The sequence below is a fragment of the Pseudomonas sp. Ag1 genome (assembly GCF_000278565.1).
In the GTDB taxonomy this organism is placed as follows: Bacteria; Pseudomonadota; Gammaproteobacteria; order Pseudomonadales; family Pseudomonadaceae; genus Aquipseudomonas.
This window is the reverse complement of record NZ_AKVH01000105.1, coordinates 17325-41460: the sequence shown is the minus strand read 5'-3', so window position 1 is coordinate 41460 and position 24136 is coordinate 17325. Positions and strand designations below refer to the sequence as shown.

Genomic DNA, 24136 nt, shown 5'->3' with positions numbered 1-24136 from the left:
TTCCATAAATCCTGCCCTCACGAAAAAACCGTTTCAGCTCTCGCCAGGGCTGCCGATACCTCCTGACTACCCATCGGCTGGTCGCTACTTCCAGCAACCGGATGTACCCGCAAATCTGTTCCTGGAGGAATGCGATGAATAGTTGGTTCGGCAACATCAGCGTCAATATGAAACTGGGCCTGGGCTTCGGCCTGGTACTGGTCCTCACCTCGATCCTCGCGCTCACCGGCTGGACCAGCCTGGGCGGCCTGATCGACCGCAGCAACTGGATGAGCGACATCACCCAGCTCAACGCTTCGCTGACCAAGTTGCGCATCGTGCGCCTGCAATACATGTTGGCCAACGGCGACGAAGCCGTGGCGCAAAACGTGCAGACCAACCTCGACGGTTTTGTCGCCCAGCAACAGAAGCTGCTGGACAGCTTCAAGAGCCCGGACAACCTCAAGCTGCTCAATGAGCAAAAAGCGATCATCACCGCTTACCAGCAGTCCTTGAACAAAATGCGCGAGGCCTACCGCAACGGTAACGCCGCGCGCCAGGTCATGGGCGACAAGGCTGACATCGCCAATGCGCAGATCAGTGCCCTGGACGCCAGCGTGCGCCAGATGCCCGAGAGCACCGAGCGCTTTGCCCAGTTCGAGGCCGTGACCAGCGCCAAGGAACAGTTCCAGTTAGCCCGCTACGAAGTGCGCGGCTACACCGGTAACGTCAACGCCGAGACTGAAGCCCGCGCCGCCGCGCAGATCGAGAAAGCCATCGACGGTCTGAAAGGCCTGCACGCAGCGTTTGGCGCCAGCCAACAGCCTGCACTGACCGCCCTGGAAACCGCCCTCGGCGCCTATCGCAGCGCGGTGCAGAACTACAAGGCGGCCAACGCCAACATCGTCTCGGCCCGGGCAGAAATGACCACCCAGGGCACCGACATTGTCACCATCAGCGACAAGCTGTACGACATCCAGCTGCAACGCCGCGACGCCGAAAGCGCCCAGGCCCGCAGCCTGCAACTGATCAGCACATTGCTGGCCTTGCTGGTGGGCATCGTGGCTGCGGTGATCATCACCCGCCAGATCACCCGCCCACTGCGCGAGACCCTCGCCGTGGTGGAGCGCATCGCTTCCGGCGACCTGAGCCACAACATCCAGGTGACCCGCCGCGACGAACTCGGCGTGTTGCAGCAAGGCATTCAGCGCATGGGCACCACCTTGCGTGAACTGATCAGCGGCATCCGTGACGGCGTGACCCAGATCGCCAGCGCCGCCGAAGAGCTGTCGGCCGTGACCGAACAGACCAGTGCCGGGGTCAACAGCCAGAAGATCGAGACCGATCAAGTGGCCACCGCCATGCACGAAATGACTGCCACCGTGCAGGAAGTCGCACGCAACGCCGAACAAGCGTCCCAGGCTGCCTCGGCCGCCGACGGTGAAGCCCGTGTCGGTGACAAGGTGGTGGCCGAAGCCATCGCCCAGATCGAACGCCTGGCAGCTGAAGTGGCACGCTCCACCGACGCCATGACGCACCTGCAACAAGAGAGCAACAAGATCGGCAGCGTGATGGACGTGATCAAGGCCGTGGCCGAGCAGACCAACCTGCTGGCGCTCAACGCCGCCATCGAAGCCGCCCGTGCCGGTGAAGCCGGTCGGGGTTTTGCGGTGGTCGCCGATGAGGTGCGCGGCCTGGCCCAGCGCACCCAGAAATCCACCGAAGAAATCGAAGGCCTGGTGGCCGGTTTGCAGAACGGCACCCAGCAAGTGGCCGCCGTGATGAACAACAGCCGCAGCCTCACCGACAGCAGCGTCGAACTGACGCGCAAGGCCGGTGTGTCACTGGAAAACATCACCCGTACGGTGTCGAATATCCAGTCGATGAACCAGCAGATCGCCGCAGCCGCCGAGCAGCAGAGTGCCGTGGCGGAAGAGATCAGCCGCAGTATCGTGAATGTGCGGGACGTGTCGGAGCAGACGGCAGCGGCCAGTGACGAGACGGCCAAGTCGAGTGTGGAACTGGCGCGTTTGGGCGGGCAGTTGCAGCAGATGGTCAGCCATTTCCGGGTGTAAATCCCAGGCACAAAAAAGCCGCCCCGGTCGAAACCGGGGCGGCCCACTTCTCAGACCTTAACGGTCATCAAAGCTGTCCCGCAGGAATTTCCACACGTGATAAACACGCAGGGAGTTCACTACGAGGTCCCACGTACGTCGTGCAAACTTGGACATACTCGGCCCTCCATCAGTTGGGCCTACCTCCAACGCACTTACCGGAACACGTGAGCCTTCGGACGCAGGTCAATGCTTCCAGTGAGGCGGCCGGGCTTTGGGTCCTCCCGCATGAATCCGGCACGGATTACTAGCCCGTGGCGTTCGGTCCATAAATTCGCGCGCGTACCCAGCCCACCTACAAACGACATACACAGAACGGGGGCGATACTAACCAACATCCTGCTCGAAGGTGTGACTTGGGAGAACTAATCCACCGGTAACGCTCCAAGAATTTATTGCCAGTTTTTGCAGTCGTCCTTAAATAGCGTAGATCTCAAAGAACTGAAAACACCGAGTGTCACCAGGCCTTGCGTGATGCCTGAACCGACAGTAGTATCCGGTCAGCAGGTCAATGCTTCCGGTGAGGCGCAACCCCAGCCGCGAACTGGGATTGCAATAAAAAACCGCCCTACTAAGGCGGTTTTTTATTGCCTGCGATTTATGCGCGCAGCCTCAGCTGCTGACTTCTTCAACAAACACCAACCGGTTCCCCGACGGGTCGCTGATGCTCATTTCGCGACTGCCCCATGGCGTGTCTTCAATCCCCGGCTTGGCGTTGCGGTAATGCTTGGCCAGCAATTGTTGCTGGTACGCTTCCAGCCCTTGAGCCTGAATCCGCACCGCCGCACCTGGCGTGCAATCGCCATGGTGCTCGGACAAGTGCAGCACGCAGTCCCCCAGCGACACCTGCAGGTACAGCGGAAAGTTGTCTTCAAACCGGTGCTGCCAATCGACCTTGAACCCCAGGAAATCGACGTAGAACTCCAGGGTTTTGGCCTCGTCGAAACTACGCAAAATGGGGGTGACGTTTCCTAAGTGCATGGCGATTGGCTCCGTGTTTGAGAGCGGCCACTATACGGCCGCAAACCCCTTACGCAAATCCCCGCTGCGCGCCAGGAATCGTCCGGGACGCTGCCCGTTGGCCTGCCCGTCGCTGTAGCTGAGCACGCCATTGACCCACACACCGTCAATCCCTTCCGCCGCGCGTTGCGGCTCTTTGAAGTCCGCCACATCCCGCACCCGCAACGGATCAAACAGCACCAGGTCGGCCCAATGCCCTTCACGGATCTCACCGCGCTCGGCCAAGCCAAAGCGCGCTGCCGACAGTCCGGTCATCTTGTGCACGGCGGTGTGCAGCGGGAACAAGCCAAGGTCCCGGCTGAAATGCCCCAGTACCCGGGGAAACGCGCCCCACAGACGTGGATGAGGAAACGGATCTTCCGGCAAACCATCCGAGCCAATCATCGACAGCGGATGCGCCAGGATGCGCTGCACGTCGGTCTCGTCCATCCCGTAATACACCGCCCCGGCGGGTTGCAGGCGGCGGGCGGCGTCCATCAGCGGCACCGCCCACTCGGCGGCGATATCCTGCAGATCCCGCCCGCCCATTTCCGGATGCGGCGCAGACCAGGTGATGGTGATGCGAAACGCATCGGTGACTTGCTTGAGGTCCAGGGTCGAAGAGCTGGCCGCATACGGGTAGCAATCGCAGCCCACCGGGTGGGTCTTCGCCGCGTGTTCCAGCGAGGCCAACAACTGCGGACTGCGCCCCCAGTTACCGGCGCCCGCGCACTTGAGGTGGGAAATGATCACCGGCGCCTTGGCATGCCGGCCGATCAGAAAAGCCTCGTCCATCGCCTCCAGCACCGGTTCGAATTCGCTGCGCAAATGGGTGGTGTACACCGCGCCATACGCCGTCAGTTCTTCACTCAACTGCAGCACTTCATCGGTCTCGGCGTTGAAGGCGCTCGCGTATGCAAGCCCGGTGGATAAACCCAGGGCACCGTCCGCCAGACTCTCCTGCAACTGCACGCGCATCGCGGTGATTTCACCCGGCGTGGCGGTACGGTGCAGGTCGTCCATATGGTTGCTGCGCAGCGCGGTGTGGCCGATCAGCGCCGCCACATTGACGGCCGGGTGGGCGTTTTCCACCGCCGCCCGGTAATCGCTGAACCGTGGGTAGGCAAAGGCCTCGGCGGTGCCCAGCAGGTTCATCGGGTCCGGTGGATCAGCCTGCAAGCTCACGGGCGAGGCGCTGATGCCGCAGTTGCCGACAATCACCGTGGTCACGCCCTGGCTCAGCTTGGGCAGCATCTGCGGGTGACGGATCACCACCGTGTCGTCGTGGGTGTGCACGTCGATAAACCCAGGCGCCAATACGCGCCCGGTGGCGTCGATTTCATGCTCGGCGCTGTCTCGGGACAGGTCGCCGATCTTCTCGATACGGCCCTCGTGCACTGCCACATCGGCGACATAGCCGGGGGTGTTGCTGCCATCAATGATCAGCGCCTGGCGGATCAGCGTGTGGTACTTCATCTCAATCTCCAAGCGGCAGGCTGTCAGGGCCACCGCGATAATCGTCCAGGGCCAGCTTGATCCGTCGCAGGCGTTCCTGGTTGTCGTCCGGCATGGCCAAGGCCAGCTCGGTAGCGAGCACATCGATGGCCAACAGCATTCCGTAGCGCGCCGCCGTTGGCTTGTAGATAAAACTGGTTTCGGCCGGTTGCAGCGGCAGCAGCACGTCGGCCAACTGCGCCAGCGGTGAATCCGGCAGGGTGATGGCGATGATTTTTGCGCCGTAGTTGCGTGCCAGCGCCACCACGCCCAATACCTCCGGGGTGATGCCGGTCAGCGAGCAGACGATCAGCGCATGCTCCGGGCCCAGGGTGGCGGCGGTCACGCGCATCATCACCGGGTCGTGGCAGGCGTTGATCGCGTAGCCCAGGCGCACCAGGCGCACTTGCAACTCGTCGCTGCACAGGCTCGACGGCCCGCCCATGCCGAACGCGTGGATCATCCGCGCATTGCCCAGCAGGCTCACGGCGTCGACAAAGCTGCGCTGGTTGAAACCGGACAGGTGCCGGCGCAACGTCGCCTCGATATCGCTGAGAATCTGCCGGTGGAACGCCGACTGCTCCGGCAGGCCCGCAGGGTCGAGGAAACGGCTGCCGACACCGCTGGCCTGGGCCAGTTGCAGGCGCAGGTCACGCAGGTCGCGGCAGCCGACGCTGCGGGCAAAACGCGACAAGGTGGCGGTGCTGACCTCGGCCCGTTGGGACAATTCTTCCAGGCTGGCGGACGCTGCAAAGCCGACATCATCGAGCATCAGCTTGGCGATACGCCCTTCGCCGGCGCTGAAGGAATCCTGGCGGGCGCGGATCTGGTAGAGGATGTCCATCGGTTCGGCTCCGGGTTACAAGATGCAGGACAAACCATAAGTCAGACCGAAGGCGACCACCGAAATCAGGGTCTCCAGCACGGTCCAGGTCTTGAAGGTCTGGATCACCGTCATATTGAAGTATTCCTTGATCAGCCAGAAGCCGCCGTCGTTTACGTGGGAAAAGATTACCGAACCCGCGCCGGTGGCCAGCACCAGCAATTCCGGGTGTGGATAACCCAGGCCCATCGCAACCGGTGCAACCACGCCTGAGGCCGTGGTCATGGCCACGGTGGCCGAGCCGGTGGCGATGCGCATCAGCGCGGCGAACAGCCAGCCCATCACCAGGGGCGACAGGTTGAAGGCGTGGGCCAGGCCGAGGATTTCATTGGTGACCCCGGCGTCCACCAGAATCCGGTTCAAACCACCGCCCGCGCCCACCAGCAAGGTGATGCTGGCGGTCGGTGCCAGGCATTCGTTGGTGAACTTGAGGATCGACTCGCGGTTGAAGCCCTGGGCCAGGCCGAGGGTCCAGAAGCTCACCAAGGTCGCCACCAGCAGCGCAATCACCGAGTTACCGATAAACAACAGGAACTGGTTAAAGGCGGTGCCCGGTGTGGAAATCAGGTTGGCCCAGCCGCCGATCATCATCAGCACCACCGGTAACAGGATGGTGCCCATGGTCAGGGCGAAACTCGGCAGGCGGGTGCGCGGCTCGCGGTCGATGAACTGGCGCTCCAGCGGGTTTTCCGCTGGCAGGTGAATGTGCGGCACGATGAACTTGGCGTACAGCGGGCCGGCAATGATCGCGGTGGGTATGCCAATCAAAATCGCATACAGCACCGTCTGCCCGACCGAGGCGTTATAGGCCAGCACCGCCATCATCGCCGCCGGATGCGGCGGCACCAGCGCATGCACCACCGACAAACCGGCCACCATCGGCAGGCCGACCATCAGGATCGACACGCCCACCCGCCGCGCCACGGTAAACGCGATCGGCACCAGCAACACAAAACCGACCTCGAAAAACAGCGGCAGCCCCACCAGGAATGCAATGCACACCATTGCCCAGTGCGCATTCCGCTCGCCGAACCGATTGATCAACGTGCGCGCCACCTGCTCGGCGCCGCCGGACTCGGCCATCATCTTGCCGAGCATCGTCCCCAGCGCGACTACCAGCGCAATATGCCCCAGCGTCTTGCCGACGCCGGCCTCGTAGGAACCCATGATCGTATCCGCAGGCATCCCGGCCAACAGCGCGAGGCCAATAGACACCAGGGTGATGACGATAAACGGGTTGAGCCGGTAACGCGCGATCAATACGATCAATGCAATGATGGCGATGGCGGCGTAGATCAGCAGCCAATACCCCGGTGATGCGGCCATGCGGTACTCCTCGGAAAGGGTCACGTCGAATAGGTTGTGAAAGTCATAAATCATTACCGAGGTGGATTTTCAATTTTTATGAAAGTAATTTTCGCCCACAGACACGCCCTGTCGCACAGGGATATGCCCTGGGTCAGTGGATGAAAATTCGGGGGGCGTTCTTACATGAAGATCGCCGGGCTGGAAACTCAACTGCGCAGGCCGAGTCTTAGACTGCACACCGACTCATGACCAGGAAAACCCAGAATGAATCGTAACCACCTGCTTGTCCCTTTCGCCGCCGGCGCGCTGTTGCTGGCCTTGGGCGGCACGGCCTCGGCCGATGAGAACCCGGCACTGAAAAAATGCATGGACGGCGCCAACACCACCGCCGACATGGTCGATTGCAACGCCAAGGAAACCAAGGTGCAGGACGCGCGCATGAACACCGCCTACAAAGCCGCCATGACCGCGATGGAAGGCAACCGTAAACAGCAATTGCAGGACGTACAGCGCCAGTGGCTCAAGTTTCGCGATGCCAACTGCGGCTTCATTGGCTCGGCAACCGGCGGCACCATTGATCAGGTCAACGGCTCCGGCTGCGTGCTGGACATGACCCAGACCCGCGCCCAGGAACTGGAAAACCTGGTCGGCCCATGATCGTTCCCACGCTCTGAGTGGGAACGCATCCTGTGACGCTCCGCGTCACGACTTCAAGAGCGGACGCGGAGCGTCCAAAGCGGCGTTCCCACGCAGAGCGTGGGAACGATCATCGTACTTCAACAACGGTCAGTCGTGCTGCACCCGCGCACGCTTGAGCAGTTTGCGGCAGCGCTCGGACAGGTGCAGCACCCGCAAATGCTTACCGGCCTTGGCGTAGCGCTCCCGCAAGGTCATCAACGCGGCAATCGCCGAATAGTCGACGAAGCTCAAGTGACGACAATCCAGCGTCACCTGGGCCGGGTCGTTGGCCGGATCGAACCGGTTCAGGAACGGCGTGGTCGAGGCAAAAAACAGCGTGCCGTGCACCCGATAGAGTTTGCTGCCGTCCGCTTCCATATGCTCGTCCGCGTACAGCTCACGCGCTTGCTGCCAGGCGAAGTTCAGCGCCGCAATCACAATCCCGCACAGCACTGCGGTCGCCAGGTCGGTGAACACGGTAATCACCGTCACCGCCATGATCACCAACACATCGTTCAGCGGCACCTTGTTGATCACCCGCAACGAAGCCCAGGCAAACGTCTGCTGAGACACCACGAACATCACGCCTACCAGCGCCGCCAGCGGAATGCGCTCGATCAGCGGTGACAGAAACAGAATGAACAACAGGATCATCACCCCGGCAAACACACCGGAGAAGCGCCCGCGCCCGCCGGAGCTGAGGTTGATCACGGTTTGACCGATCATCGCGCAGCCGCCCATGCCGCCAAATAAGCCCGAGACCATGTTGGCTGCGCCCAGGGCCACGCTTTCGCGGTCGGGGTAGCCGCGGGTTTCAGTGATTTCGTCGGTGAGGTTGAGGGTCAGCAGGGTTTCCAGCAGGCCGACCATGGCCATCAGGATCGCGTAAGGCGCGATGATGTGCAGGGTTTCGAGGGTCCAGGGAATCTGCGGCAACGCGAAGGTCGGCAGGCCGCCGGCAATGTGGGCCATGTCGCCCAGGGTGCGGGTAGGCAGGCCGAGCAGGTACACCGCCAGGCCCACGCCGAGGATCGCCACCAGGGCTGGCGGTACGGCGCGGGTCAGGCGCGGCAGCAGGTAGACGATGGCCATGGTTGCCGCGACCAGCCCGGTCATCACGTACAGCGGCGTGCCACTGAGCCAGGTGTCACCGCTCTTGAAATGCTCCAACTGCGCCAGGGCGATGATGATCGCCAGGCCGTTGACGAACCCGAGCATCACCGGGTGCGGCACCATGCGCACCAGCTTGCCCAGGCGCAACAGGCCGAAGGCGACCATGATCAAGCCGCCCAGCAACACCGTGGCCAGCAGGTACTGCACGCCGTGCTGCACTACCAGCGCAACGATCACCACCGCCATCGAACCGGCGGCACCGGAGACCATGCCGGGCCGGCCGCCGAACAGTGCGGTGAGGGTGCAGATGATGAACGCGCCATAGAGGCCCATCAGCGGGTTGAGGTGAGCCACCAGGGCAAAGGCGATGCATTCGGGGAGCAAGGCAAAAGACGTGGTGAGTCCGGCCAGGGCGTCGGCGCGCAGACGGGTGAGGTTCATTGAAGTACCGGGGAGTTGCGAGGGATAAGGCGGGGGATGGTACGGAATTGGGCGGGGTGGGGCTAGTGTTGGGTAAGACCGTTGGACCGAGTCGCCCCTTTCGCGAGCAAGCCCGCTCCCACACTTAACCGAGTTCCAACTTTGGAATGCGGTCAAATGTGGGAGCGGGCTTGCTCGCGAAGGGCTCGCCTCGGTCTCAAGCGAACATCAAACCATCTCGTTGCGAATCCACTCAACTACGGAGGTCCGCTTCGGCGCCCACCCCAGCAATTCCCGCGCATGCTTGCCGCGCACCCGGCTGTTGGAGCCCAAGCCATAGTTCGCCATCTCATAACCCCACTCGGCTTCGGCATCCGCCAATGGCCAATCCTGCGGTTTACCCAGCTTCAACGCTTCGGCAATCGCGGTGGTCATGTCGACAAACGCCGCTTCGCCACTTTCCACAAAGTAGAACGTGCCCGGCACATTCTTTTCCAGCGCCAGCAGGTACAGCGCAACCACGTCTTCGATATGCACGTTGGACCAGATGTTCTGGCCGGTACCTACATGACGAACCACACCGCTTTTGCGTGCCTGTTTAAGCAAACGTGGCAACTGCACGCTGTCGCGCTTAACGCCCAGACTGTGACCGTAGATCAAGGTGTTGCAGATCACCGCCGAGTTCACGCCGTCTTTGGCGGCAGCCAGGATCAAATTGTCGATAGCCACACGAGCGGCCTTGTCGACGGTCGGCTCCGGCAAGTTGTCTTCAAAATAGATGACATCGCTGGACTTACCGCCCGACGCATCGCCGACGATGCTCGAACCGCTGGTGTGCAGGAAGGTTTTGTTGGATCCGCGCAACGCGGCCAGCAAAGTTTCCACCGCGCCGCGATGGTCACTGCTGGCGGCGTTGATAACGGCGTCTGCTTTCTTCGCTTGCTCGGTCAACAACGCACTGTCATCCAGCGTGCCGATCACCGGCGTGATGCCCAATGCAGTCATTTCTTCAGCCTGCTCGGCGCTGCGCACCAGGCCGGTGACGTTATGGCCGGCCTTGACCAGGCCAGTGGCGATGGAGCCGCCGATAAAACCGGCAGCGCCGGTAATGAATACGTTCATGGAGGTGTCTCCCTGCGTGAGTAATTGATGGCGTCAGTATTGCGGACCCATCCATTCCGAATAAGTCCGCATTGCCCAATTCACTCTTGCGCAGGGGTCACGAATCAACGGGCGTAGCTGGACAGCTTGCCTTGGATAAAGTCCAGGAAGCACTGGATGCGCAAGGCCAATTGCGAGTTGCGGTAGTACACGGCATTGATCGGCTGGCGATAGCCGCTGTTGAACTCTGCCAGCACCGGTATCAGGCGCCCGCTTTTGATGTCCTGGGCGGTCATGAAGTCCGAGAGACAGGTGATGCCCTGCCCTTCCAGCGCCAGTTGGCGCAAGGTTTCACCGCTGGAGGCGGCGACGCCCGGCTGGATCTGCCAGCGATCGCCGTGCACATGGCGCAGCGGCCAGTGGTTCAGGGTTTCGGTCTGGGTGAAACCGAGCAAGGTGTGTTCGGCCAGTTCGGCAACGGTGCTGGGCGTACCGTGCTGTTCCAGATACGCCGGGCTGGCGAGGATATGCAGCGGGCTGCATCCCAGTGAGCGGGCGTGAAGGGTCGAGTCGGCCAGGGCACCGATGCGAATCGCGATGTCGGTGCTTTGCTCCAGCAGGTCGATGATCAGGTCGTTGCTGTTCAGCTCCAGCTGGATGTCCGGGTACAGGCCACGAAACTCGGCGATGTACGGCACGATCGCATGCAACATGAACGGCGACGCCGCGTTGATCCGCAGGCGCCCCGACGGGGTTTGCTGGCGCGACGACAGGCGTTCTTCCAGGTCGTCCATCTGCTCGAGGATCACCTTGGCCCGCTCGAAGAAATACTTGCCCTCTTCGGTCAGGTCCATGCGCCGGGTGGTGCGATTGATCAGGGTGGTGTCGAGCTTGGCTTCCAGGCGCGACAAAGTGCGGCTGACCGCCGACGGCGTCTGCCCGACCTGCTCGGCTGCGGCGGAAATCGACCCGCATTCAATCACGCAGACGAAGATCTGTAGCTCATCGGATCGGGCTTTCAACGTGAATCCTCTTTATAGCGGCTGCACGGATACTAGCCGCATTACAGACTCAGGTTAAACACCTGTGCCAGATGCTGTTCATAACGCGCCACGTCGGCTTCGATGGCCGGGCGTTTCATCACGTCCACGCAGAGGAAGGTCGGCAGGCCGGTCATGCCGAGGAACTCGTTGGCCTTGTGGAACGGGAAATACACCGCGTCCACGCCCTTGGCTTCGAAGAAGTCGGTGGGGTCGTCGAACGCTTGCTGGGGAGCGTTCCAGGTCAGGGACAGCATGTATTGCTTGCCCTGGATCAGGCCGCCGCTGCCGTATTTCTGCGACGAGTCGGAGCGGGTGCGGCCGTCGCTGGCGTACAGGCTGCCATGGCCTTCGGTGAAGACTTCATCGATGTACTTCTTGACGATCCACGGAGCGCCCATCCACCAGCCGGGCATCTGGTAGATGATCACGTCGGCCCAGAGGAATTTGGCGACTTCTTCGGCCACGTCGTAGCCGGCGTCGATGTGGGTTTCCTTGACGTCGATGCCGCCACGGTCCAGTACCGCCAGGGCGGCTTCATGCAGGGTGCTGTTGTAGCGACCGTCGGAATGGGCGAATTTCTTACCGCCGTTGAGCAGGAGTACTTTTTTCATAGGGGTTGCCTAAAGATTAAAAATGTCTGAAGGCAGGGTAACGGGGTCGGTGCTTTGGAATAAGCGTCCCGGCGGCAAAATACATTTGACCAAGGCGCACGAATCAACGGCATATTGTTAACCACTGATCAGCAGATGACCTCCCAGCGCGGCCATGCCGATAAAGAACACCCGCTTGAACAGCACGGCACTGATGCGCTGGCGCAGGGCCTGGCCCAGCCACATCCCGAGCAGCGCGGGAACCAGCGCCAGCAACGAGGCGTTCAATTCGCCGCCGCCCAGGCTGCCACGCCAGAACAGCCCGGCTGCCAGCGCCAGGGTCGACACGGTGAACGACAGCCCCAACGCCTGCACCAGCTGATCGCGGTTCAAGCCCAACGCTTGCAGATACGGCACCGCCGGTATCACGAACACCCCGGTGGCCGAGGTGATGACCCCGGTCAGCACGCCGCACAGCGGGCCCAGCCAGCGCTCGGTGGCCGGGCTTACCTTGAACGTCGGCAGCAACAGCCCGCTCAAGGCATACACCAGCAGCGCGCCGCCCAACGCCCGCACCACCCAATGCCCGCCATCCATGCCCAGCCACAACGAGCCCAGCCCGGTGCCGAGGAAAATCAGCAGGAGCATCGGCCACAGGCGTTTGATCAACGCGCTCAGGTGACCGCCGAAGGCCAGTTGCCAGAGGTTGGTGACGGTGGACGGGATGATCAGCAACGCCGCAGCCTGCGCCGGCAACATAGCCAGGCCGAGCATGCCCATGGCGACGGTAGGCAGGCCCAGGCCGATGACGCCCTTGACCGTACCGGCCAGCAGGAAGGTGCCGATCACCAGCAATGTCAGGGCCGGGCCGAGGTTTTGGTAGAACGCGAGTAAGGTATTCATGGGTCGATTTTGCAGGTTTGGGTGATGTCTGAAAATTCGCCATATACTGAGGCAGCCTCTTGTTTTGCATGAGGCAGATGGCCTCTTCGCGAGCAAGCCCGCTCCCACATTTTGAAAGGGTTCACAGATCTAAATGTGGGAGCGGGCTTGCTCGCGAAGAGGCCCGTACAGACACTGAGATCCCCAGCACATGCACTTTGACCTGATCGACCTGCGCCTGTACCTGCACATCCTCGACACCGGCAATATCACCGCCGGCGCCAGCCGCAGCCATTTGTCCCTGGCGGCGGCGAGTGCACGGATCCGGGCGATGGAAGCCTCGCTGGGCATCGAGTTTCTTGAACGTGGCCGCCGTGGCGTCACCCCGACTGCTGCGGGTAAAGCCCTCGCCCGTCACGCCCGCCTGCTGTTGCAGCAAGCCGATCACCTGCAGCAAGACCTCGCGGAATACGCCAACGGCGTCAAGGGCCAGGTGCGCCTGCTGTGCAACACCACCGCCCTTAGCGAATACCTGCCGGAGCTGTTGGCGGACTTTCTGCACGAGCACCCCAACCTCGACATCGACCTGCAGGAACTGCCAAGCCTGCGCATCACCCACGCCTTGCGCCAGGGCGCGGCAGACCTGGGGATTATTTCCGACGCAGTAGATACCCACGGCCTGCAAACCCTGCCCTTTCGCGACGACCCGCTGGTGCTGATCATGCCGCTGGATCACCCGCTGGCCGGGCGCACCGTGAGTTTTATCGACAGCTTGCAGCACGACTATGTGGGCCTGGCCGCCGACAGCGCGCTGGCGGTGTACCTGGAGGAACAGGCATTGCACGCAGGCTTTCGCTTGCAGACACGCATCCGCGCAGATGGGTTTGACGGGCTGATTCGCATGGTTGCCCGGGGCGCCGGGCTGGGGATCGTGCCCCTGGCCGCGCTGGAACGCTGGCCGTTGGAGCGGCGCTTCAAGGCCCAATCCCTGAGCGAGGATTGGGCCTGTCGCAAACTGCTGTTATGCGCCCGCGAGTTCGAGCAATTGCCCGGTTACGCCGCCCAACTGCTAAACGCCCTCTCCCCCTGTAGGAGCGAGCTTGCTCGCGAAGCACGTCAACGATAACGCGGGCTTTCTGATTTAACCCGGCGCCCTCGGGTTTTTCGCGAGCAAGCTCGCTCCTACAAGGTTTTGGCGACCCTTGCGGAAGAACACGTAGTACACCAGCGACAGAATCAGCAGGAACGGCACCCCGAACACCAGCGTCATCTTGAACGCATCGGTGAAAAACGTGGTGATCATCACCGCGCCCATCAGCACCAGGCCCAGCAGCGTGCTGTAGGGAAACAGCGCCAGCTGGAACGACAGCTTCGCCCCGCCGTGACGCTTGCGGTAGCGGCGGAAAAACAGGTGCGTGAGGAAGATCATGAACCAGGTGAAGATCGCGCCAAACATCGAGATCGCCATCATCAGGGTGAACGAGCTTTCCGGGTACACCACGTTCAGCAGGGTCGCCAGGGCAATGCCCGAGCTGGACAGCAACAAGGCGTTCAACGGGATCCCGCTCTTGCTCAAGGCGCCCATGGACTTGGGCGCAAAACCGGCGCGGGACAGGCTGAACATCATGCGGGTGGTGATGTAGAGCTGGCTGTTCATCGCCGACAGCGCAGCGATCAGGATCACGAAGTTCATCACCCCGGTGGCGCCGGGAATGCCGATGGTCTGCATCACCGTGACGAACGGGCTCTGGGCGTGGCCGGCCTGGTTCCACGGCACGATGGCCAACATCAGCGCCAGGGTCAGCAGGTAGAACACCACCAGCCGCACGATGGTCGCGCGGAAGGCTTTTTTCACCGCCTGCTCCGGGTCGGCCGCTTCACCGGCGGCCACCGCGATCATTTCCACGCTCAGGTAACTGAAGATCGAGACGATCACCGCGATCCACATGCCGCTCAACCCGTTCGGGAAAAAGCCGCCGTGGGCCGTGTAGTTCTGCACACCGTAATCCGGATTGCCGGAGCCGAACACCACGTACACCGCGAGGATGATGAAGCCAACGATGGCGCTGATCTTGATCGTGGAGAACCAGTACTCGAAGTTGCCGAAGGTCTTGACGCTGATGGCGTTGAGCACGATCAACACGCTGGAGAACGAGACGATCCACACCCATTCCGGCACGTTGGCAAACCAGTACTTCATGTACATCGCCACCGCCGTGACCTCGGCGCCCACCGCCAGCACAATCGCCGCCCAGTACGCATAACGCACCAGGAAACCGGCCAGCGGGCTGACGTAAAATTCGGCATACGCGCCGAAGGAGCCCGAGGTGGAATGCGCCACGGTCATCTCCGCCAGGCAGCCCATCAACAGCAAAGTGATCAGCGCACCGATGGCATAGCTCACCAGTACGCTGGGCCCGGCATAGCCGATGGCGTAGGCGCTGCCCATGAACAGCCCGGTGCCGATGGCGCCACCGATGGCGATCATGCTCATCTGGCCGGAAGTGAGCTGGCGCCTGAGGCCCAGTTCGCGATTGGTGATTTCGGCAAAGCCTTGGTCTGGCGTGGTCACGTGGCGTGCCCCTTTATTATTGTGATTGCACTGCTTTCTGGTTGAAACACTGTCCCCTGTGGGAGCGGGCTTGCTCGCGAATGCGGTGTGCCAGTCAATACATCAGAGACTGATAGACCGCATTCGCGAGCAAGCCCGCTCCCACATTTTTTGCTCTGCGTTTACTCAGGTGACGCTGTGACGAACCTTGAACTGCGGCTGGTCCCAGGTTCTCTGATCGAGAATCTCACCCAGGATTTCCACCGCATCCCACACTTCAGCAAAGCTGGTGTACAGCGGGGTAAACCCGAACCGCATGATCCGCGGCTCGCGATAATCACCAATCACGCCACGAGCGATCAAGGCCTGGATAACCGCGTAGCCTTCCGGGTGTTCGAAGCTGACGTGGCTACCCCGTCGGGCATGCTCACGCGGGGTGATCAGGGTCAGGTCGTGGGCGGCGCAACGGCTTTCCACCAACTCGATAAACAGGTCGGTCAACGCCAGGGATTTAGAGCGCAAGCTGGCCATATCGGTCTGGGCAAAAATATCCAGGCCACACTCCACCATCGCCAGCGAGGTAATCGGCTGGGTGCCGCACAGGTAGCGGGCGATGCCCTGGCTCGGGGCATAACGCGATTCCATGGCGAACTGTCGGGTATGCCCGAACCAGCCCGACAGCGGCTGCGTAACCACATCCACCAGCGCCGGGTTGACCCACACAAACGCCTGGGAGCCGGGCCCGCCGTTGAGGTATTTGTAAGTGCAACCAATCGCATAATCGGCACCGGCCTGATGCAGGTCGATCGGCACCGCGCCCGCTGAATGCGCCAGGTCCCAGATCGCCAGCGCGCCACATTCATGGCTCAAGGCAGTCTGGGCCTGCATGTCGTACATGTAGCCGGTCTTGTAGTTGACGTGGGTGAGCATCACCACGGCCGTGTCCTGGTCGATGGCTTTCGGCAGTTCGTCCGGGCTGTTGACCAAGCGCAGGGAGTAGCCCTGTTGCAGCAGTTCGGTGAGGCCTTCGGCGATGTACAGGTCGGTGGGGAAATTGCTCGCTTCGCTGACGATCACCTTGCGGCTTGGCGCGCGTTCGCGTTGCACGGTCAGCGCGGCGCTGAGCACTTTGAACAGGTTGATGGAGGTGGTATCGGTGATCACCACTTCACCGTCGCGGGCACCGATCAGCGGTGCCAGGCGATTGCCCAGGCGCTGGGACAGGTCGGCCCAGCCGGCACTGTTCCAACTGCGAATCAGCCCATTGCCCCACTCCTCGGCGATCACCGCTTGCGCCCGTTCCAGTGCCGCTACCGGGCGCGCACCGAGGGAGTTGCCGTCGAGGTAGATGACCCCGGCCGGCAAGGCGAATTGGTTGCGCAATGGCGCCAGCGGATCCTGGGCGTCGAGGGTCAGGCAATGGGTGCGGGTGGTCATGGTCAGTCCTGTTGTTGTAGTAACAATGAGCCAAATAATGAACGAAGCTTTAGAGAATTTTCGTGCAAAGTGGTGGGCAACAGGCTAATTAAGCTGTAGGAAATTCGAATTTAACCCCCAAACACGCGGATTTATTCTAACCATGATTCTCGACGCCACCGACCTGCGCCTTCTGCATTTCCTGCAACAGGATGGCCGTATCAGTAACCAGGAACTGGCGGAGAAAGTCGCCCTGTCGCCGTCGGCCTGCCTGCGGCGTTTGCGCCTGCTGGAAAGCGAGGGAATCATCAGTGGTTATCGGGCGGTGTTGAACGCCGAGCAGTTGGGCATCGAGCTGGAGGCCATCGTCCACCTGTCGTTACGCCAGGATGTGGAGGATTGGCACGAGACGTTTATCAAGAAGGTGCAGGGGTGGCCGGAGGTGGCCAGTGCGTATGTGATTACCGGGGCGAGCAATTATGTGCTGCGGGTGCAGGCGCGCAACCTCAAGCATTTTTCGGATTTCATTGTGAACCACCTGAACCGCACGGCGGGGGTGATGGATATTCGCTCGGAGATCGTGCTGCAGAAGATCAAGGATCGGGATGATCTGCTCGATCTGGTTGTTCGCAAATAGGCCAAACGATACAGAGCCAATGTGGGAGCGGGCTTGCTCGCGAAGGCGGAGTGTCAGTCACCGGAAATATTGACTGATCCACCGCATTCGCGAGCAAGCCCGCTCCCACATTTTTTTACCGCGTTCAGTCTTCGAGGGCGCGCACTCGCTGCATGCGCTTTTGTTCTACCGGCGCCGCCGCAGGCTGCAACTCGAAGTCAAAATCAATCTGCGCAAACTGCCCTTCCACACCAAATTCCTTCGCCAGGTTTGCGTCCTCGCTGAAGCGAATTTCGGCGATCAATTCATCCCGCGTCGCATAGGCAAAATCATCATGCAGGTACGGATCATCCGACAGGTTGATCTGCGTGGTCAGGTGCCGATGGCCCGGCGCCGAGATGAAGAAGTGGATATGCGCCGGCCGCTGGCCATGGCGCCCCAACTGGTCCAGCAACTGCTGGGTCGGGCCGGTCGGCGGGCAGCCATACCCCGACGGCACGATGCTGCGAAAACGGTAGTTGCCCTGGGCATCGGTCTCGATTCGCCGACGCAGGTTGAACTCCGACTGCGTGCTGTCAAACCACGAATACGTACCACCGGTATTGGCCTGCCATACATCGACAATCGCCCCCGCCAACGGTTTGCCATTGGTGTCGCGCACCTGGCCCTGCATGAACAGCGGCACGCCCGGGTCCTGCCCGTCGTCCAGCCGCGCCTCGAACTTGGACAGCGGCGCACCGGCCACATACAGCGGGCCTTCGATGGTGCGCGGGGTGCCGCCGGATTTGCCGGCTTCCTCGTCCGCCGCGTCCATCAGCATGTCCAGGTAATGCTCCAGGCCCAACCCTGCCGCGAGCAAGCCGGCTTCCTGGTTCTTGCCCAGTTCGTTGAGGTAGTTGACCGCCTTCCAGAACTCTTCCGGGGTCACTTCCAGGTCTTCGATGATGTTCACCGTGTCCCGCAGGATCCGGTAGATCAGCGCCTTGGCCCGTGGGTTGCCGCCGTCGTTAAGGTTGCCGCTGGCTTCTTCGAGAAACTGTTGGGCGTGAGCAGTCTGGGAAAGTCGGATGGTCATGGTGCAATCCTCATCTTGTAATTATTAGGTGAAAAAACAGACTCAGCGATCATCCTCACGGATCGACGATGGATGCCGGCACAGGGCATTCACTTCGATGGCCATGTAAGGATAAAGCGGCAGTTGCATCAGCAGGTCATGCAGTTCCTGCACGCTGTCGACATCGAACACGCTGTAGTTGGCGTACAGCCCGGCGATGCGCCACAGGTGGCGCCATTTGCCTTGCTCCTGCAGCCGCTGGGAAAAGGCTTTTTCTTCAGCCTTGAGGCTGGCAGCGCGCTCGGGGTTCATGTCGACGGGCAGGTTCACGGTCATTTTTACGTGGAACAACATCGCAGGTGTCCTCTTGTTATTTATCGCGACGGAAGAACGCCAGGCGCTCTTCATCGATGGCCAGGCCCAGGCCCGGAGCGGTGGAGACATGCAGGTGGAAATCGCGGTACACCAGCGGCTCGGCGAGGATGTCTTCGGTGAGCAGCAGCGGGCCGAACAGCTCGGTGTCCCACGCCAGTTTGTTCAAGGTGAGAAAGGCATGGGCCGAGGCCAGGGTGCCGATACCGCCTTCAAGCATGGTGCCGCCGTACAGGCCGATACCCGCCGCTTCGGCAATCGCTGCGGTGCGCAATACCGCACGCGGCCCGCCGTTTTTGGCGATCTTCAGGGCGAACACCGAGGCCGCGCCTTCGCGGGCCAGGTTGAAGGCATCTTCCACGCATTCGATGGACTCGTCGGCCATGATCGGCGCCGGGCTCGACAGGTTGAGCCGCACCATGCCGCCGCGGTTGTTGCGCGAGATCGGTTGTTCGATCAGGTCGATACCGTTGTCCCCCAGCACCTTGCAGGCGCGCAGGGCCACGGCTTCGTCCCAGGCCTGGTTGACGTCGACCCGCACACTGGCGCGGTCGCCCAGGGCTTTTTTGATCGCGATGACGTGGGCCAGGTCCTGGCTGACTTCACCGGCGCCGATCTTCAATTTGAAAATGCGGTGGCGGCGCAGGTCGAGCATCTTCTCGGCCTCGGCGATGTCTTTTTCGGTGTTGCCGCTGGCCAGGGTCCAGGCCACCGGCAAGGCGTCCCGCACACGGCCGCCGAGCAATTCGCTGACCGGCAGGTTCAGGCGTTTGCCGAGGGCATCGAGCAAGGCGCTTTCGATACCCGACTTGGCAAAGGTGTTGCCCCGGATGCTGCGCTCCAGGCGCAACATGGCGGCATTGATGTTGCTCGCGTCCTGGCCGAGCAGCAGCGGCGCGAAGTGCCGGTCGATGTTGATCTTGATGCTGTCGGGGCTTTCATTGCCGTAGCTCAGGCCACCGATGGTGGTGGATTCACCAATGCCTTCGATACCGTCGGCGCAGCGCACGCGGATGATCACCAGGGTCTGGTTCTGCATCGTGTGCATCGCCAGTTTGTGCGGGCGGATGGTAGGGAGATCGACGATGATGGTCTCGATCGACTCGATGGCGCAAATCGGCATGGCAATACCCGTTGGGTTCTTTATAGATTTGGCCTGATTCTGTTCCGGATCTCTGCTGGCTTCCAATATAGAATGAGTCTCGAACAATACCCTTAAGGTATGAATGGAGTCTTTATGGAACTGCGCCATCTGCGTTACTTCCAGGTGCTGGGGGAAACCCTCAACTTCACCCGCGCCGCCGAACGCCTGCACATTGCCCAGCCGCCGCTGAGCCGGCAGATCCAGCAACTGGAGGACGAACTGGGTGTGGTGCTGCTGGAGCGTGGGCGCCCGTTGCGCCTGACCGAAGCCGGGCGGTTTTTCTATGAGCACGCCAATGTGCTGCTGGAGCAACTGGGCAAGGTGTGTGACAACACCCGGCGCATCGGCCTTGGGCAGAAAACCTGGCTGGGCATCGGTTTTGCGCCGTCGACGCTGTACGGCGTGCTGCCGGAGTTGATTCGCCGGCTGCGCAGCCACGATGGCCTGGAGCTGGAGTTGGGCCTGTCGGAGATGACCACGCTGCAACAGGTTGAAGCTCTCAAGGCCGGGCGGATTGACGTGGGCTTCGGGCGGATTCGCATCGACGACCCGGCCATTGTGCAGCGGGTGTTGGTGGAGGACCGGTTGGTGGCGGTGTTGCCCGCCGGGCATCCCCTGCTGGGCGCCCCGGCCACCCTGGCGCAATTGGCCGCTGAACCCTTCGTGCTGTATCCCGGCAACCCGCGGCCGAGCTACGCCGACCATGTGATCGCGCTGTTCGATGCCCATGGCTTGAGCCTGAAGGTTTCGCAGTGGACCAACGAATTGCAGACCGCCATTGGTCTGGTCGGCGCAGGCATGGGCGTGACCCTGGTACCCGCCTCGGTGCAGGTGCTGCACCGCGCAGACATTGGCTACACGCCGGTGGTGGAGGCCACCGCCACGTCGCCGATCATTCTCAGCCGACGGATCAATGACCAGTCGCCGGGGCTCAGTCATTGCCTGCAACTGGTGGAAGAGTTGATTTAAAAGAACACCACACATCCAATGTGGGAGCGGGCTTGCTCGCGAATGCGCAGTGTCAGTCACCGAATGAGTTGGCTGATGCACCGCATTCGCGAGCAAGCCCGCTCCCACAGTTGATCTCCGTTGTTTTTGAGTAAAGTGTTCACCCCCGCATGCGCCGGGCGTCGTTGCGCTGCAGCGTCTGGCTGGGAGACTCGTCGAACAGCTTGCGGTATTCGGCCGAGAATCGCCCCAGATGAGTAAAGCCCCAGCCCAGGGCGATTTCGGAGATGGTGCGCGTGGAGCCATGTTCGAGGATCTGCTGGCGCACGGCACCCAGGCGGTATTTCTTCAGATAGGCCATGGGCGACAGGGCGAAGTATTTGCGGAAGGCATCGAACAGCTTGAAGCGCGACACGCCCGCCGCCGCCTCCAGATCCTCCAGGTGCACCGCTTCCCGGGCGTTGTCGTGGATGTACTGTCGGGCACGAATCAAATAGTGCGGCAGTTTCACCCCCAGCACGTCCCGCAGTTCTTCGGAATAGTTGTTCGGCTGGGCCAGGATCAGGCCCTTGATCAGCGAGCTTTCCAGGTCCCGGGTAAACGCCACCTGGTCATACAGCTCGCTGCTGCGCTCCAGTTCGGCGATGAAATACCGCGCCATGCGCCACCACGACGCGGAAGCGCCGTCCACCGCGTCCATCGCCGACTCGAAGCGCAGCGGCGCTTCAATCGGCCGCTGCAGCAGGCCTTCCAGGGATTCGCTCATCGCCGCGCGGGTGATCACCACCTGCAACTTGCGGCAGTCGCCGGAGATCTCCAGCACCTGATGTTCGTTGGGCGAAATGATCACCCCCTGGTCACGGTTGGAGCTGAGCCGTACGCCGTTCTTGCTCAGTTCCTGCTCGCCCACCAGTGGCAAGGTCAGGCTGTAGCTGCTGAAGTGCTCGGCGTCTTCAATGTCGATGGTGACATCGGTGCCGTATTCGATAATCCCCAGCGTCGTGGCGCGGGACTTGAACACATTGGCGCTGTGGTGAAAGCGGATGCGCTCCGGCGTCGCGGTTTGCAGGCGGTGCGGCCCGCAAATGCCGGACATCCAGCTGCAGGCGCCTTCAAGGTCGAAGCGCTCGATACGTATATCGCGTGTATTGCTACTCATCACGGGGCACCCACGGCAATTGTGGCCGGCGCGCTCTGACGGCGCGTCCTGGTAGATCGACAGCAAGTTTTGCGCCACGCCAGCGGGATCGCCACTGGGTGGATAGCAACCGTCGACTAAGTGGATAACAAGCAGACTTTTCCGACAATCGCCTTGCAAGACAGTAGCGCATTCCGCCACCGCCCTGCACCGCCGTGGGTATTTCGTGCCCAACTAAGTGGCCCACCTTCCCCCATTAACCGGATAGCCCGGTGCCCCGCCGCAGCCTCTTAATGGCCTACCCGTCTAGCCATTATCAAAAAGGTGCCTCCCATGAGTGGTGCAAGAAGCGTCGAGCAGTGGAAAAGCTTTATCGAAGGCTGCCTGGACTTTCGTCCGGTGGATGAGGTGTTCCGCATCGCCCGGGACATGTTCACCGAGCCGGAGTTGTTCGAGCTGGAGATGGAACTGATCTTCGAAAAAAACTGGATCTATGCCTGTCACGAGAGCGAACTGGCCAACAAGCACGACTTCGTGACGATGCGCGCCGGGCGCCAGCCGATGATCATCACCCGCGACGGCGAAGGCCAGCTCAACGCGCTGATCAACGCTTGCCAGCACCGGGGCACCACCCTGACCCGGGTTGGCAAGGGCAACCAGTCTACGTTTACCTGCCCGTTCCATGCCTGGTGCTACAAGAGCGATGGCCGGCTGGTGAAGGTCAAGGCGCCGGGGGAATACCCGGAAGGCTTCGACAAGGCCACTCGCGGCCTGAAAAAGGCGCGGATCGAGAGCTACAAGGGTTTCGTGTTCATCAGCCTGGACGTGAACGGCAGTGACAGCCTGGAAGACTTCCTCGGCGACGCCAAAGTGTTCTTCGACATGATGGTCGCCCAATCGGCCACCGGCGAGCTGGAAGTGCTGCCGGGCAAATCGGCCTACACCTACGACGGTAACTGGAAACTGCAAAACGAAAACGGCCTGGACGGTTATCACGTCAGCACCGTGCACTACAACTACGTGGCCACGGTGCAGCATCGCCAGCAGGTCAACACTGAAAACGGTACCGGCTCGGGCACCACCCTGGACTACAGCAAGCTTGGCGCCGGCGACGCGAACACCGATGACGGCTGGTTCGCCTTCAACAATGGCCACAGCCTGTTGTTCAGCGACATGCCCAACCCCACCGTGCGTTCGGGCTACGCCACCATCATGCCGCGCCTGATCGAAGAACACGGCCAGCAAAAAGCCGAATGGATGATGCACCGCCTGCGCAACCTGAACATCTACCCGAGCCTGTTCTTCCTCGACCAGATCAGTTCGCAGCTGCGGATCATCCGGCCCATCGCGTGGAACAAGACCGAAATCATCAGCCAGTGCCTGGGGGTGAAGAACGAGTCTGACGCCGACCGTGAAAACCGTATTCGCCAGTTCGAGGATTTCTTCAACGTCTCGGGCATGGGCACGCCGGATGACCTGGTGGAGTTCCGCGAAGCCCAGCGCGGCTTCCAGGGCCGTCTGGAACGCTGGAGCGATATCTCCCGCGGCAGCCATCGCTGGGAAACCGGGCCTACGCCCAACAGCGAATCCATCGGCATCCAGCCGGCGATGACCGGCACCGAATTCACCCACGAAGGGCTGTACGTCAACCAGCACCGCAACTGGCAGAAATTCCTGCTGGACGGACTCGACCAGCAAGCCCTGAAACTGCGGGAGGTGGAATGATGAATGCGCAATTGCAGTACCGGATCGAGCAGTTTTTTTACCGTAAATCCGAGCTGTGCGATGCCCAGGATTGGGACGCCTACGTGCAGTTGTTCGACCCGCAGAGTGAATTCCACCTGCCGCAGTGGGATTCGGAACATGTCTACACCCGCGACCCGAAGCGCGAAATGTCGTTGATCTACTACGCCAACCGCTCGGGGCTGGAGGATCGGGTGTTTCGCCTGCGCACGGGCAAGGCCGCGTCGGCCACGCCGATGCCGAGGACGCTGCATTTGATCAACAACGTGCGGATTGCCGAGCAACCGGACGGGCTGCTGGAGGTGAAGTTGAACTGGCATACGTTGTTCTATCGGCTGGCGACGTCGGAGCAGTTCTACGGCAGCGCCACTTACAGCCTCAAGCCCGATGGCGACAGTTGGTTGATCACCCGCAAGCATGCGCTGCTGCTCAACGACACCATCAACTCGGTGCTGGATTTCTATCACCTGTGACCTGATGCATTACACCTGTGGAGAGGGAACTTGCTCCCGCTGGACCGGGTTGGCGCTCCAGTGCGTAGCGCCCCCGG

22 protein-coding genes and 1 pseudogene are annotated in these 24136 nt (G+C 61.5%); 8 read left to right on the top strand and 15 right to left on the bottom strand.

What is annotated here, in order from left to right; genetic code table 11:
* Positions 1–101: 101 nt before the first annotated feature.
* Together A462_RS35265 and A462_RS35260 are read left to right on the top strand one after the other, a co-directional pair.
* Positions 102–1199 (top strand): annotated as a pseudogene (locus A462_RS35265) (methyl-accepting chemotaxis protein); the annotation flags it as partial.
* Positions 1191–2054 (top strand): methyl-accepting chemotaxis protein, encoded by an 864-nt coding sequence (locus tag A462_RS35260; protein WP_443200826.1) that lies wholly within the window; start codon positions 1191–1193, stop codon positions 2052–2054. The pseudogene A462_RS35265 and the gene A462_RS35260, both read left to right, overlap by 9 nt.
* Positions 2055–2705: 651 nt before the next feature.
* On the opposite strand, the gene A462_RS11195 is transcribed toward A462_RS35260, so the two are convergent.
* From A462_RS11195 to A462_RS11210, 4 genes are read right to left on the bottom strand one after another with little or no spacing between them, the layout of a single operon-like run.
* Complete coding sequence (locus tag A462_RS11195) at positions 2706–3074, bottom strand: glyoxalase superfamily protein (RefSeq protein ID WP_008436705.1); 369 nt, start codon at positions 3072–3074, stop codon at positions 2706–2708.
* 30 nt (positions 3075–3104) lie between these two features.
* The gene (locus A462_RS11200) at positions 3105–4568 is read right to left on the bottom strand and encodes an N-acyl-D-amino-acid deacylase family protein (protein WP_008436702.1); all 1464 of its coding nucleotides are present in this window, start codon (positions 4566–4568) and stop codon (positions 3105–3107) included.
* A gap of 1 nt (position 4569) precedes the next feature.
* Positions 4570–5430: a MurR/RpiR family transcriptional regulator gene (locus tag A462_RS11205; protein ID WP_003212283.1), complete on the bottom strand. Its 861-nt coding sequence runs from the start codon at positions 5428–5430 to the stop codon at positions 4570–4572.
* 15 nt (positions 5431–5445) lie between these two features.
* Complete coding sequence (locus A462_RS11210) at positions 5446–6849, bottom strand: GntT/GntP/DsdX family permease (protein ID WP_017478510.1); 1404 nt, start codon at positions 6847–6849, stop codon at positions 5446–5448.
* Positions 6850–7041: 192 nt separating this feature from the next.
* On the opposite strand from A462_RS11210, the gene A462_RS11215 reads away from it, so the two are divergent.
* The gene (locus tag A462_RS11215) at positions 7042–7434 is read left to right on the top strand and encodes a lysozyme inhibitor LprI family protein (protein WP_008436701.1); all 393 of its coding nucleotides are present in this window, start codon (positions 7042–7044) and stop codon (positions 7432–7434) included.
* Positions 7435–7563: 129 nt separating this feature from the next.
* Here A462_RS11215 and A462_RS11220 read toward each other — a convergent pair whose 3' ends face one another.
* The 5 genes from A462_RS11220 to A462_RS11240 all read right to left on the bottom strand — a co-directional run bounded on the left by A462_RS11220 (position 7564) and on the right by A462_RS11240 (position 12625).
* On the bottom strand, positions 7564–9009 hold the full coding sequence (locus tag A462_RS11220) for a SulP family inorganic anion transporter (RefSeq protein WP_008436699.1): 1446 nt from the start codon (positions 9007–9009) through the stop codon (positions 7564–7566).
* Positions 9010–9216: 207 nt separating this feature from the next.
* Positions 9217–10110, bottom strand: a complete 894-nt coding sequence (locus tag A462_RS11225; protein ID WP_008436697.1) for an NAD-dependent epimerase/dehydratase family protein — start codon at positions 10108–10110, stop codon at positions 9217–9219.
* 104 nt (positions 10111–10214) lie between these two features.
* Positions 10215–11111 carry a LysR family transcriptional regulator gene (locus tag A462_RS11230; protein ID WP_008436694.1) on the bottom strand — a complete coding sequence of 299 codons (897 nt, stop codon included), beginning with the start codon at positions 11109–11111 and terminating at the stop codon, positions 10215–10217.
* Between the two features lie 41 nt (positions 11112–11152).
* Positions 11153–11743 (bottom strand): NAD(P)H-dependent oxidoreductase, encoded by a 591-nt coding sequence (locus tag A462_RS11235; RefSeq protein WP_008436691.1) that lies wholly within the window; start codon positions 11741–11743, stop codon positions 11153–11155.
* Between the two features lie 117 nt (positions 11744–11860).
* Entirely contained in the window at positions 11861–12625 is a 765-nt protein-coding gene (locus A462_RS11240) for a sulfite exporter TauE/SafE family protein (protein WP_008436688.1), read from the bottom strand.
* A gap of 190 nt (positions 12626–12815) precedes the next feature.
* Here A462_RS11240 and A462_RS11245 point away from each other — a divergent pair, with 190 nt between their 5' ends.
* Complete coding sequence (locus A462_RS11245; RefSeq protein ID WP_008436686.1) at positions 12816–13730, top strand: LysR substrate-binding domain-containing protein; 915 nt, start codon at positions 12816–12818, stop codon at positions 13728–13730.
* A gap of 15 nt (positions 13731–13745) precedes the next feature.
* Here A462_RS11245 and A462_RS11250 read toward each other — a convergent pair whose 3' ends face one another.
* Both A462_RS11250 and kynU read right to left on the bottom strand, forming a co-directional pair.
* Complete coding sequence (locus A462_RS11250) at positions 13746–15176, bottom strand: amino acid permease (protein ID WP_008436684.1); 1431 nt, start codon at positions 15174–15176, stop codon at positions 13746–13748.
* Positions 15177–15341: 165 nt separating this feature from the next.
* Entirely contained in the window at positions 15342–16592 is a 1251-nt protein-coding gene (kynU, locus tag A462_RS11255) for a kynureninase (RefSeq protein ID WP_003212302.1), read from the bottom strand.
* Between the two features lie 142 nt (positions 16593–16734).
* On the opposite strand from kynU, the gene A462_RS11260 reads away from it, so the two are divergent.
* Positions 16735–17208: an Lrp/AsnC family transcriptional regulator gene (locus A462_RS11260; protein WP_003212305.1), complete on the top strand. Its 474-nt coding sequence runs from the start codon at positions 16735–16737 to the stop codon at positions 17206–17208.
* A 124-nt stretch (positions 17209–17332) separates the two neighbouring features.
* Here A462_RS11260 and catA read toward each other — a convergent pair whose 3' ends face one another.
* The 3 genes from catA to A462_RS11275 are packed head-to-tail and all read right to left on the bottom strand — an operon-like array spanning position 17333 to position 19736.
* On the bottom strand, positions 17333–18262 hold the full coding sequence (catA, locus tag A462_RS11265) for a catechol 1,2-dioxygenase (protein WP_008436682.1): 930 nt from the start codon (positions 18260–18262) through the stop codon (positions 17333–17335).
* Between the two features lie 42 nt (positions 18263–18304).
* The gene (gene catC / locus A462_RS11270; RefSeq protein WP_008436679.1) at positions 18305–18595 is read right to left on the bottom strand and encodes a muconolactone Delta-isomerase; all 291 of its coding nucleotides are present in this window, start codon (positions 18593–18595) and stop codon (positions 18305–18307) included.
* 16 nt (positions 18596–18611) lie between these two features.
* Positions 18612–19736, bottom strand: a complete 1125-nt coding sequence (locus tag A462_RS11275; RefSeq protein ID WP_008436677.1) for a muconate cycloisomerase family protein — start codon at positions 19734–19736, stop codon at positions 18612–18614.
* 114 nt (positions 19737–19850) lie between these two features.
* Between A462_RS11275 and A462_RS11280 the strand changes: the two genes are divergently transcribed.
* Positions 19851–20726, top strand: coding sequence for a LysR family transcriptional regulator (locus tag A462_RS11280; RefSeq protein ID WP_003212314.1), 876 nt, complete (start codon positions 19851–19853; stop codon positions 20724–20726).
* A 139-nt stretch (positions 20727–20865) separates the two neighbouring features.
* Here A462_RS11280 and A462_RS11285 read toward each other — a convergent pair whose 3' ends face one another.
* Entirely contained in the window at positions 20866–21864 is a 999-nt protein-coding gene (locus tag A462_RS11285) for an AraC family transcriptional regulator (protein ID WP_008436676.1), read from the bottom strand.
* Positions 21865–22176: 312 nt separating this feature from the next.
* Between A462_RS11285 and antA the strand changes: the two genes are divergently transcribed.
* Complete coding sequence (antA, locus tag A462_RS11290) at positions 22177–23568, top strand: anthranilate 1,2-dioxygenase large subunit (RefSeq protein ID WP_008436674.1); 1392 nt, start codon at positions 22177–22179, stop codon at positions 23566–23568.
* Positions 23568–24059, top strand: coding sequence for an anthranilate 1,2-dioxygenase small subunit (antB, locus tag A462_RS11295; RefSeq protein WP_003212320.1), 492 nt, complete (start codon positions 23568–23570; stop codon positions 24057–24059). The genes antA and antB overlap by 1 nt, the downstream gene beginning before the upstream one ends.
* The last annotated feature ends 77 nt before the right edge of the window (positions 24060–24136 follow it).

What these genes read in the sequence shown, in the direction of transcription:
- A462_RS35260 (WP_443200826.1), top strand. Translation starts at nt 1,191, where the DNA reads ATGGGCACCACCTTGCGTGAACTGATCAGCGGCATCCGTGACGGCGTG.
- A462_RS11195 (WP_008436705.1), bottom strand. Translation starts at nt 3,074, where the DNA reads ATGCACTTAGGAAACGTCACCCCCATTTTGCGTAGTTTCGACGAGGCC.
- A462_RS11200 (WP_008436702.1), bottom strand. Translation starts at nt 4,568, where the DNA reads ATGAAGTACCACACGCTGATCCGCCAGGCGCTGATCATTGATGGCAGC.
- A462_RS11205 (WP_003212283.1), bottom strand. Translation starts at nt 5,430, where the DNA reads ATGGACATCCTCTACCAGATCCGCGCCCGCCAGGATTCCTTCAGCGCC.
- A462_RS11210 (WP_017478510.1), bottom strand. Translation starts at nt 6,849, where the DNA reads ATGATTTATGACTTTCACAACCTATTCGACGTGACCCTTTCCGAGGAG.
- A462_RS11215 (WP_008436701.1), top strand. Translation starts at nt 7,042, where the DNA reads ATGAATCGTAACCACCTGCTTGTCCCTTTCGCCGCCGGCGCGCTGTTG.
- A462_RS11220 (WP_008436699.1), bottom strand. Translation starts at nt 9,009, where the DNA reads ATGAACCTCACCCGTCTGCGCGCCGACGCCCTGGCCGGACTCACCACG.
- A462_RS11225 (WP_008436697.1), bottom strand. Translation starts at nt 10,110, where the DNA reads ATGAACGTATTCATTACCGGCGCTGCCGGTTTTATCGGCGGCTCCATC.
- A462_RS11235 (WP_008436691.1), bottom strand. Translation starts at nt 11,743, where the DNA reads ATGAAAAAAGTACTCCTGCTCAACGGCGGTAAGAAATTCGCCCATTCC.
- A462_RS11240 (WP_008436688.1), bottom strand. Translation starts at nt 12,625, where the DNA reads ATGAATACCTTACTCGCGTTCTACCAAAACCTCGGCCCGGCCCTGACA.
- A462_RS11245 (WP_008436686.1), top strand. Translation starts at nt 12,816, where the DNA reads ATGCACTTTGACCTGATCGACCTGCGCCTGTACCTGCACATCCTCGAC.
- kynU (WP_003212302.1), bottom strand. Translation starts at nt 16,592, where the DNA reads ATGACCACCCGCACCCATTGCCTGACCCTCGACGCCCAGGATCCGCTG.
- A462_RS11260 (WP_003212305.1), top strand. Translation starts at nt 16,735, where the DNA reads ATGATTCTCGACGCCACCGACCTGCGCCTTCTGCATTTCCTGCAACAG.
- catA (WP_008436682.1), bottom strand. Translation starts at nt 18,262, where the DNA reads ATGACCATCCGACTTTCCCAGACTGCTCACGCCCAACAGTTTCTCGAA.
- catC (WP_008436679.1), bottom strand. Translation starts at nt 18,595, where the DNA reads ATGTTGTTCCACGTAAAAATGACCGTGAACCTGCCCGTCGACATGAAC.
- A462_RS11275 (WP_008436677.1), bottom strand. Translation starts at nt 19,736, where the DNA reads ATGCCGATTTGCGCCATCGAGTCGATCGAGACCATCATCGTCGATCTC.
- A462_RS11280 (WP_003212314.1), top strand. Translation starts at nt 19,851, where the DNA reads ATGGAACTGCGCCATCTGCGTTACTTCCAGGTGCTGGGGGAAACCCTC.
- A462_RS11285 (WP_008436676.1), bottom strand. Translation starts at nt 21,864, where the DNA reads ATGAGTAGCAATACACGCGATATACGTATCGAGCGCTTCGACCTTGAA.
- antA (WP_008436674.1), top strand. Translation starts at nt 22,177, where the DNA reads ATGAGTGGTGCAAGAAGCGTCGAGCAGTGGAAAAGCTTTATCGAAGGC.
- antB (WP_003212320.1), top strand. Translation starts at nt 23,568, where the DNA reads ATGAATGCGCAATTGCAGTACCGGATCGAGCAGTTTTTTTACCGTAAA.